Origin of the sequence: Nostoc sp. WHI, assembly GCF_015714725.1 — a bacterium.
GTDB lineage: Bacteria > Cyanobacteriota > Cyanobacteriia > Cyanobacteriales > Nostocaceae > Nostoc.
This window is the reverse complement of record NZ_WBKM01000359.1, coordinates 1-9906: the sequence shown is the minus strand read 5'-3', so window position 1 is coordinate 9906 and position 9906 is coordinate 1. Positions and strand designations below refer to the sequence as shown.

Genomic DNA, 9906 nt, shown 5'->3' with positions numbered 1-9906 from the left:
TGTCGCTTCTCTTCGGAGAAGTGGAATTAATGGAAACGCATGGGTTTATCTAGGGGGATTTTATTATAGAAAAGGTCGCTTCTCTTCGGAGAAGTGGAATTAATGGAAACCCCAATAAGCAATTTATCATCCCTAACATCGTTAAATTGTCGCTTCTCTTCGGAGAAGTGGAATTAATGGAAACTCCCAGTAGTCTGTAGGTTGAGATGAAACAAAGTTGGTCGCTTCTCTTCGGAGAAGTGGAATTAATGGAAACAAGTAGCAATCAAATTCTGCTTTGCTATCAAATGTCGTTGTCGCTTCTCTTCGGAGAAGTGGAATTAATGGAAACTGTACCGCTTCTCCGTATGCACGATATGGGTCAAGTGCTATGAGATTGTCGCTTCTCTTCGGAGAAGTGGAATTAATGGAAACACTGCAAACAAAATCAGTGACCAACATTACTACTGAAGTCGCTTCTCTTCGGAGAAGTGGAATTAATGGAAACTACTGTCATGTCCTGACAAAAATTCTTAAACTTCCAAGAGTCGCTTCTCTTCGGAGAAGTGGAATTAATGGAAACCCTGTGGCGGTAAAACTAACCCTAAAGCACCTGGAGTCGCTTCTCTTCGGAGAAGTGGAATTAATGGAAACTTCACCCACGCCGCCGTCCACATCGTCTAAATAGGGTCGCTTCTCTTCGGAGAAGTGGAATTAATGGAAACTTCTCAGCACTAGGGAATGTCTTACCAGTTACACGGTCGCTTCTCTTCGGAGAAGTGGAATTAATGGAAACGTGAGTTTACCGATTTGGTCTAAACTCCATCCATACGTCGCTTCTCTTCGGAGAAGTGGAATTAATGGAAACCCTACACCAGTAGGTAAAGCATCCATAGCAGTTACATAAGCAGCAAGAGTCGCTTCTCTTCGGAGAAGTGGAATTAATGGAAACCGTTGGTAGTGTTCTGCAAATCTCTGAGATCCTGGTCGCTTCTCTTCGGAGAAGTGGAATTAATGGAAACAATGTAGTGCCATCACCTATTTGACCATAGCTGACCGTAGGAAAATCCGCGAACCCCTAGCTGTTTTTTTAAAGATGCCAATTTTCGAGCCTCAAACCCCTACTGCAACTATTCTTGAGCGATTGCAAACCCAAAGGAGGTTCGCGGAAAACCTGAAAAGCTTATACTGACCATGTTTAAAGTATTTTTGTTCAAAAGGAAACTTGACAGGCAATAGCTGAAACAGTACTTTTGGATCAGATTCACGAAAATGGGCGCTGTAAGTCCTTTACTTTATGGCTTCTAGCCCCCAGCAGTCTCCACTAACTATGTGGAGGCGAATTAATGGAAACAATCATCCTGCCAACAGGATTACCCAATAAACTATTAGTCTCCACTAACTATGTGGAGGCGAATTAATGGAAACAATCTCATTCTTGAGACTGGAAGATACCTTAAGCTTGTCTCCACTAACTATGTGGAGGCGAATTAATGGAAACTCCAAGGTAGAAAGAGTAGCTAACATCATCGGTAGAGTCTCCACTAACTATGTGGAGGCGAATTAATGGAAACGGGACATATCCCCGTAAGGGCTGAGTACTGCTGGTGTCTCCACTAACTATGTGGAGGCGAATTAATGGAAACATGCTATACACTCCCATGTAGAGTTAGAAAAAGAAGTCTCCACTAACTATGTGGAGGCGAATTAATGGAAACTAAATCCATGTCGCCAGTGTCAGGCAGATAGCCAAAGTCTCCACTAACTATGTGGAGGCGAATTAATGGAAACTTGACTTACGACACGTAACCAACCAACTTCGCTCACGTCTCCACTAACTATGTGGAGGCGAATTAATGGAAACTGGTGTTTACCAATCCCAAGAAATTACCCACAATAAGTCTCCACTAACTATGTGGAGGCGAATTAATGGAAACGATGTATTCATCCTTACCTATGACTAGATTTTTAAGTCTCCACTAACTATGTGGAGGCGAATTAATGGAAACTTACTTTCTCTTCCTCCAAAATTACACCTCCAAATGTCTCCACTAACTATGTGGAGGCGAATTAATGGAAACTTATCTACCGCAGTCTGAACATCCGCGGGGACAGTACCAGTAGTCTCCACTAACTGTGTGGAGTCGAATTAATGGAAATAAGTCGTTGTTAGCGTGGTAACTTATCATCGTGTGGTCTCCAATAACTATGTGATGTGGAGGTAAATTAATGGAAACTTATCAACCTACTCGATAAACTGAAATATACAATTCGTCTCCACATAATTAGTGGAGACGAATCAATAGAAACAACAGGTCCGAAAGCTTCCCTTTTTATTTCTCCGCTGCTTCTCCTCAAGTTTGCGCCGTCACTAAAACAACAACTAAATAATCAAATGAGAATTTACTGCTCCAAAACTTCCAACTGATAAATTCTTAAAGATGGATATTCTGCCATTAAGCGCCAGTAGCAGTGTTCTGGTGGTAAAGAAGGTCTGTCATTACAACGATATAAAAATACTGGCTCATCTCTCAGAAGCCCTGTCAGCGCCACTTTGTTCCAGTCCTGTTCGCCTAAATCCCAAATCAGATGCGACCTACCAAGGTATCTTGCATTCATTAGACTCGCAAACAGCCACTCCATAATCTGCTGAATTTGTTGCGTCTCAAGTCCACTATCGCTTTGACCGTAGCATTCGATTTCAAGCTTATTAGATTTTGGCTTTATCAGTTTTAGCAGTAAGGACGGGATTTTCAAAAGACTCTTCATTATCCAGGCACGCCCATTAAATATATTTATGGTGGGAGAAGGATAGTTTTAGTCTTCCCAATAATTGAGATGATTTATCAAATATCTATAAATATTTAATTAATTGTTCTGGTCTGGACATTTGAGAATTTAATAGTTAAAAATAATTAATTGTTGTATGAACTTTTCAAGACAGATTTCTAGCTTATTCTTAAATTAAAATCCCAGCATTTAAATAATTAATTATATTTATGGTTACAGCTACCAATAACCAAGTTGTTACTTGGAAGTTTATTGAAACCGAGTCAACTGGTGGAGCAGGTTATCAAGGTGAACGAATCGTCTGGGACACACTTCGTCAGAACTTGACCCAAGGAGAAGGTATTGCAATATGGGGCTACCGCGCTTTCTCCCAGGAAGAACGAAGTCGCCGCGAGATGGATATTTTACTTGTTAGTAAGGATTTGGGGCTAGCCATCATCGAAGTGAAATCTATCGGTATTAGTGATATCAAGAATGTTGAGGCTAACCGATGGAAAATGATACCTAGTTTTTATAAGGAATACCTCGCTCCCATTGAGCAAGCTGAAAAACAAGCGTTTGCTATCATAAATCGCTGCGACGAAAATTTTTTACTTAACAACAAGGTTGCAGCAAGAGTTATTGTAGCTTTACCAAAAATTACACGCCGTGCTTGGAGAGGTAAAGGATTTGACGATAACCATCTAGCCTGCCCACCGATTATCTTCAAAGATGATTTAGAACGGCAACCAGATTTACTCGATTACATTGCTAATAATGCTACGGTTATTCGTCACACTGCTTCAACTTTGAACGACCAGCAGTGGCAGCAGTTACTTAAAAAAGTTGTCTCTCCAATACCAGATAAAACGCCTCCAGTCATCCAAAACACTACACCGTCACCGCGTAGTCAAGCTATTGCTCACCTGCATGAGTGGATTAGCGACGTTGACTGGCAGCAAACCGAAATTGGAATGCAAATACCTCCAGGGCCACAGCGCATTAGAGGTACGGCAGGTTCAGGTAAAACACTTTTGCTATGCCAGAAGGCGGCGCGGATGCATTTACGTCACTCGGATTGGGATATTGCTTTAGTATTTTTTACCCGTAGTCTTTATAACTTAATTATCGAACTCGTAGATCAGTGGTTGCGCTATTTTAGTGGTGGTGAAGTTTGCTACAACGCGAAAAGTTCAAAACTTAAAATACTGCACGCTTGGGGTGGAACAAACCAACCAGGACTGTACAGCACGATTTGTAAAGCTTCTCGTGTGCAACCTAAAAATGTGAGCCATTTCCCCAATTTCACTCCAGAAACGGCTTTAGCTGCTGCGTGTCGAGATTTGCTTGAAGTTGCAACAATAGCACCACAATTTGATGCCATCTTGATTGATGAAGGACAAGATTTAATCATTGATGACGATGCACTGAAATTTCAAGGCAAACAACCATTTTATTGGATGGCGTATCAAGCCTTACGATCGCCAGAGGCAAACACACCAGAACTGCGACGGTTAATTTGGGCTTATGATGAAGCACAAAGCCTAAACAGCTTAGTAATTCCTACTTCAAAGCAAGTTTTGGGAAGCGAACTCAGTCAAATTATCGGCGGTAGTAGTGGGGGATTCTACCTTGGCAAGATTAGAAAAGCTCACGTTCTAAAACGTTCGTATCGCACTCCCAGGTGTATTCTCGCTGCTGCCCAAGCCTTGGGTATGGGATTATTGCGACCCGAAGGAATGCTGGCAGGAATTACCAACAAAAAAGATTGGGAGCGAATTGGCTATCAAGTAACCCAAGGAGATTTTCGCATTCCTGGAGCAACTGTTACTTTAACAAGACCCCAGGAAAATTCACCCAATCCTATACAGACCCTTTGGGATAAAGAACTGATATCGTTTCAATCTTACAGTTCTCGGCAAGCCGAACTTAAAGCTTTGGCTAATTGCATTAAGCATAATATTGAAGATGAAAAGCTAAATCCCAGTCAGGATATTTTAGTAATTGTTTTGGGGAATAGTTTTGAAACCAAAAGGCTCCAAGAACAAACTGCCAATCATCTTTTGGATGTGGGAATTAATTATTATATTCCGACTGCACCAACAATTAATTGTTTTCCGAATAATAGCCAAAATGTTTTTCCAAACCGTTTTTGGAATCCAGATAGCGTGACAATAGCAGGAATTCATCGTGCTAAGGGTAATGAAGCAAGCGTAGTTTATGTTGTTGGCTTAGATTACATTGCCCGGAATGAAAGCAATATTACTGCACGCAACCAACTTTTTACTGCGATGACCAGAACTCGTGGTTGGCTTTATTTAAGCGGTATTGGCAACTATCCAATGTACAACGAGATTCGTCAGGTTATACAAAGTGACAGCACTTTTACCTTCACGTTCCAACGTCCCAAGCGTGATGTGAGCGAATGAGTTTAAGCAGTATCAATCAAAAACAGACTTATGTCTAGTCTTGAAATACTTGCAGTACAAGCTTTTAAAGAAATTGTTGTATCGTATTATTCATTGAATATGAAGGAATATTAAGCAGTTGGACAAATTGTTCAACCGTATTTTTTAGTAGCATACGCAGGCATAAGCTTTTAAATCGCTCAAATTGTTCAACCGTATTATTCCTCTACATTTGGCGGCTTCTGAGCAAGTTAGCGCTGATTTGTTGGGGGATTATCTATTTTTGGGCGAAGTCTCTCTAGATGGCAGTTTACGTCCGGTGGCTGGTGTTTTGCCGATCGCAGCAGCAGCCCAAAAAATGGGAATTACAGGTTTAGTTATCCCTGCTGATAATGCCCAAGAAGCGGTAGTAGTTAAAGACTTGGCTGTTTACGGTTGCAAACATCTGTCTGATGTGGTAAACCTATTAAATAATCCGGGTCGTTACAAACCTGTGCAAATAGATGGCACAACGGAGATAGCAACAGTATCCTACCCTGGCGCAGATTTGCACGATGTTAAAGGACAGGCTCATGGGCGTCGTGCCTTAGAAATTGCTGCTGCTGGCGGACATAATTTAATATTTGTTGGGCCACCTGGTAGTGGCAAAACCATGTTAGCACGGCGCTTACCAGGAATTTTACCGCCCCTGAGTTTTGATGAATCTTTAGAAGTGACTCGCATTCATTCGGTGGCTGGTTTATTGAAAAATCGTGGTTCGTTAGTACGCGATCGCCCTTTTCGCAGTCCTCACCACTCAGCATCCGGGCCTTCTCTTGTTGGCGGCGGTAGCTTTCCTCGTCCTGGGGAAATATCATTATCTCACCGAGGTGTACTTTTTCTAGATGAACTTACGGAATTTAAACGAGATGTTTTAGAATTTCTGCGTCAGCCTTTGGAAGATGGCTATGTCACAATTTCCCGCACCAAATTATCGGTAACGTTTCCGGCGCAGTTTACTTTGGTGGCGAGTACCAATCCCTGTCCATGCGGTTACTATGGCGATACCATCCAACAATGTACTTGTTCTCCCCGGCAACGCGAGCAATATTGGGCAAAACTTTCTGGGCCGTTAATGGATCGAATTGATTTGCAAGTTGCAGTGAATCGCTTAAAACCAGAAGAAATTACCCAACAACCTACCGGAGAAGCATCAACATCAGTGCTACAACGAGTTCAACAAGCAAGCGATCGCGCAATTACCCGCTTCCAAGGAGAACCAAATCTGCGTTGCAATGCTCACATGCAGAGTTCTCATCTTCAAAAATGGTGCAAGCTAGATGATGCAAGTCGCAATTTATTAGAAGTAGCAATTAGAAAATTAGGTTTATCGGCAAGAGCAAGCGATCGCATTCTCAAAGTAGCACGAACTATTGCAGATTTAGCGGCAGAAGATGAGCTAAAAAGCAATCATGTAGCAGAAGCAATTCAGTACCGGACAATCGATAGAATGCAGTAGGAATCTTGTTATGATGGCTTAAGTTTGTTAAAAAGCCTTAAAAATCTCACTAATAATAAAATTTTGTCATATTGGAAAGACGCGATAAATCGCCGTCTCTTGTCTTAACCAAACCGTATTGGACTAGATAGTTGCTTGCAGTTGTTCGTAGTCCTTTGGTGTATCAATATCAACTGCACCTAATGGAAATGGAACGCAGAACACTTCGTTGAGGTATCTATTAATCAAATGTTTTGCGCCAACAGTCTCTTCTAGCGCTGCTAGTTCTGAGAAAAATATGTGGCTGAACAAAGCAGGTACGCCTAATGTTTCTGCATATTGAGAAGCTATGATCGGTTTTCCTGTGGAATGATATGTTTCAACCAAAAGATTGATAATTTCAGAAGAAAGAAACGGCTGATCACAAACAGCAATCACTGCTGCATCTACGGTTGAAAGCGATAAAATTCCGCTACGAATTGAAGTACTCATTCCTAAATTCCATTGTGGGTTTTCAACCACCTGTACAGAAGGCTGTGTAACTTCAGAACGTATTTGTTGGGCATTTGCTCCCAAAACAACTACTACAGGTTTGCATACTGAAGCGAGCGCACTCTCAATTGTATGCTTGAGTAAACTACCTCCTTGGTAAGGCAAAAGTTGTTTAGGCTTACCCATCCGGCTTGATGCACCTGCTGCCAGAATAATAATCGCAACATTTAATTCAGCCGTTTCTACTTTGGAATTGGTGACTGTCATTTTTACAACAAGGAACAAAGCTTTTTTTGAAGTCTCTTATCCGAAAATTGGTTAACCCAATACGCTTGGGTTAGTGATAGTTAGTGTTCGGAGATCCCCCCAATCCCCCTTAAAAAGGGGGGCTAATATCTCTTTTACCCCTTTTTTAAGGGGGTCGCCGGAGGCGGGGGGATCTCAACCCAAGCGTATTAAAATAAAACCAGGAAGAACATCTTCACCAGATAAACTGATAGGAGATTGTAAAACTTCAGGTGCTTGATTATGACGATAAATTATTACCTGTTGCCTTTTAGGATTAATTAACCAACCAAGTTGTAAACCATTTGCTAAATATTCCTGCATCTTGGCTTGAGTATCTTCCACATCATCAGTTTCAGAAACCAATTCTACTGCAAAATCTGGACACAACGGGAGATATTTTTTTCTTTGTTCTGGTGTGAGAGCATCCCACCGTTCCATCTTTATCCAAGAAGCATCAGGGGAACGAGTTGCACCATTAGGAAGTTTAAAACCAGTAGAAGAATCAAAAGCTTTCCCTAAATTATTTTTACTATTCCAAAACCATAGTTGACCTAATAAATCAAAATTTCGATTACCTGTTTCTCCTCCAGTGGGTGACATGATTACTAATTCCCTATCAGCAGTTAATTCCAATCGCAAGTATTTATTAACAGCAACAATCTGTTCAAATTCCTCATCGGTAAATTTGAGATTAGCAGGTAATTGTAAAGTTAAAGCAGTCATAAACTCTCACTAATTACTAATTACTAACTGAGTTTCCTTGCCTTCATTCCTTTGATGAATTGGTAAAGCACGTTCTTTTAAAAAGCCACCATAACGGTTTGACAGCACAGCTTGAATCTCAGCGATGATAGATAAGGCGATCGCTTCAGGTGTATCTGCTCCAATGTCAATACCCACAGGAGCATATAACCTTTGTAGCTGTTCGGTAGTGTAATTTACTTCCTCTGCGCGTAAATCTCGAAGTAATCTTTCAGTGCGATGTTTCGCCCCCAAAAAGCCTAAGTAGCTTGCAGGAGATGGCATTAGTATTTTTAGGATTTCTAAATCATCGAGGTAATTATGAGTCATCACCACAGCAATAGTGCGCGCATCCACTGTTATCTGTTTGTGTAAAATCTCTCGACGAGTGAGAATTACCTCGTCAGCCATTAAAAAACGCTCTTTAGTTGCCTCACTAGCTCGACAATCGACAATGGTAACATACCAGCCCAAAGCTTTGGCAAACTGTGCTGTCGGTACAGCATCATAACCCGCACCAAAAATTATTAGGCGTGGGGGCGGTTGGATAACTTCAATAAAAACATCAACGTTACCTGATAACAGTTGGTATTTATTGACAGTTGAATGTTGAGTTTCAAGGGCGATTTGAGCGTCTTTAGTGAGGAAAACAGTCAAAGAATCTTCTTTGATATCAGTGGTTACATTACCGTCTAGGTTGAGCATTAAACGTGCCCCAACTTTAATGTTAACTTTGCCTTCTACACCAAAAACAGTTGCAATAATCCCTTGCTGTTGGTTACAGAAACATTGTTTAATGAAAGCAACAGGGTTAAGTGAGCGATCGCTTAGACATTCAATCAGGACTTGCACCACTCCGTTACAGCCAAGCCCAAAGCCCCAGACAATATCTTCATCAGCAGTAGTGTCGTATGTCACAACTATCGCTTGTCTATCTGGCATTGAGAAGCGAGTATGCTCAAATACATCTTTTTCCAAGCAACCACCGCTAATCGTTCCTACTATTTGGTCTGCTTCTGTCATCAACATCCGCGCACCTGGTTGGCGATAGGTAGAGCCTTTAACATTAACAACAGTAGCAAGAAATACTGGTTCAGCATTGTGCTGACTTTCTTCAAATGCCTTTAAAATTGCGTGTAGCTCTTTCATTGCGAATTACGGGATTGGAGCATGGAGAAGCAGTTTTCGTGTATTTGAACCACATTTGTTTTAGGAACACGCAACTCATTGGTGTCAACTTAACGTGAGAGCCTAGTCTTATCAGAAGAGTGAAAATTTTTCGATGTATCACCTAGCTTTTTGATCCTCCCTAACCCCCCTTAAAAAGAGCTACGGTGTACACACAAGTCTTTCTCAAAACCTCACCCTGGTTATGCTACGCAAAACCTGTCCCTCTCCTTAGTAAGGAGAGGGATGTCCGCCAGGACAGGGTGAGGTTTTCCAAGGATTTCTGGTAATTTGATGACTTGTGTGTACACGGTAGCTTAAAAAGGGGGAACTAGAATCTTGTGCCCCCTTTTTAAGGGGGTTGGGGGATCTAAAACGACGATAAATTTCAGTGCTTGATCTGAAGTGGACACCAATTGAGCAATGTTGTACCCCTACCGCGTGGTCTACTTACCTGAAAATTGCTGTAATTTCATATCCGTTCAAACAAAATCTTCACTTGTTCTTTTAAAATTCTGCAAGTTCCGAGTTCAAAGGTCGGAGTTCCAAGCTAAAAGGTCGAAGCTCCGAGTTCAAAGGTCGAAG

6 protein-coding genes, 1 pseudogene and 1 CRISPR repeat array are annotated in these 9906 nt (G+C 41.5%); of the genes and pseudogenes, 2 read left to right on the top strand and 5 right to left on the bottom strand.

Annotated features, from left to right (window positions below):
- Window position 1 precedes the first annotated feature (1 nt).
- A CRISPR array of direct repeats spans window positions 2–1001; the repeat unit is 36 nt; unit sequence GTCGCTTCTCTTCGGAGAAGTGGAATTAATGGAAAC.
- Between the two features lie 449 nt (window positions 1002–1450).
- Window positions 1451–1627, bottom strand: coding sequence for a hypothetical protein (locus tag F8S12_RS42585; RefSeq protein WP_442946854.1), 177 nt, complete (start codon window positions 1625–1627; stop codon window positions 1451–1453).
- 755 nt (window positions 1628–2382) lie between these two features.
- Window positions 2383–2736: a hypothetical protein gene (locus tag F8S12_RS37060; protein ID WP_230968535.1), complete on the bottom strand. Its 354-nt coding sequence runs from the start codon at window positions 2734–2736 to the stop codon at window positions 2383–2385.
- 242 nt (window positions 2737–2978) lie between these two features.
- Between F8S12_RS37060 and F8S12_RS37055 the strand changes: the two genes are divergently transcribed.
- Window positions 2979–5177, top strand: coding sequence for an ATP-binding domain-containing protein (locus F8S12_RS37055; RefSeq protein WP_196521320.1), 2199 nt, complete (start codon window positions 2979–2981; stop codon window positions 5175–5177).
- A 211-nt stretch (window positions 5178–5388) separates the two neighbouring features.
- Window positions 5389–6654, top strand: a pseudogene (locus tag F8S12_RS37050) (YifB family Mg chelatase-like AAA ATPase); the annotation flags it as partial.
- Between the two features lie 123 nt (window positions 6655–6777).
- On the opposite strand, the gene F8S12_RS37045 reads toward F8S12_RS37050, so the two are convergent.
- From F8S12_RS37045 to F8S12_RS37035, 3 genes are all read right to left on the bottom strand, one after another.
- Window positions 6778–7392: a nucleotidyltransferase family protein gene (locus F8S12_RS37045; protein ID WP_196521319.1), complete on the bottom strand. Its 615-nt coding sequence runs from the start codon at window positions 7390–7392 to the stop codon at window positions 6778–6780.
- 174 nt (window positions 7393–7566) lie between these two features.
- Window positions 7567–8136 carry a Uma2 family endonuclease gene (locus F8S12_RS37040; protein ID WP_196521318.1) on the bottom strand — a complete coding sequence of 190 codons (570 nt, stop codon included), beginning with the start codon at window positions 8134–8136 and terminating at the stop codon, window positions 7567–7569.
- 9 nt (window positions 8137–8145) lie between these two features.
- Window positions 8146–9303, bottom strand: coding sequence for an XdhC family protein (locus F8S12_RS37035; RefSeq protein ID WP_196521317.1), 1158 nt, complete (start codon window positions 9301–9303; stop codon window positions 8146–8148).
- Window positions 9304–9906 lie beyond the last annotated feature (603 nt).

Excerpts from the sequence above, each read along its gene's own strand:
- F8S12_RS42585 (WP_442946854.1), bottom strand. The coding sequence starts at position 1,627 with ATGTTTCCATTAATTCGCCTCCACATAGTTAGTGGAGACACCAGCAGT.
- F8S12_RS37055 (WP_196521320.1), top strand. The coding sequence starts at position 2,979 with ATGGTTACAGCTACCAATAACCAAGTTGTTACTTGGAAGTTTATTGAA.
- F8S12_RS37045 (WP_196521319.1), bottom strand. The coding sequence starts at position 7,392 with ATGACAGTCACCAATTCCAAAGTAGAAACGGCTGAATTAAATGTTGCG.
- F8S12_RS37040 (WP_196521318.1), bottom strand. The coding sequence starts at position 8,136 with ATGACTGCTTTAACTTTACAATTACCTGCTAATCTCAAATTTACCGAT.
- F8S12_RS37035 (WP_196521317.1), bottom strand. The coding sequence starts at position 9,303 with ATGAAAGAGCTACACGCAATTTTAAAGGCATTTGAAGAAAGTCAGCAC.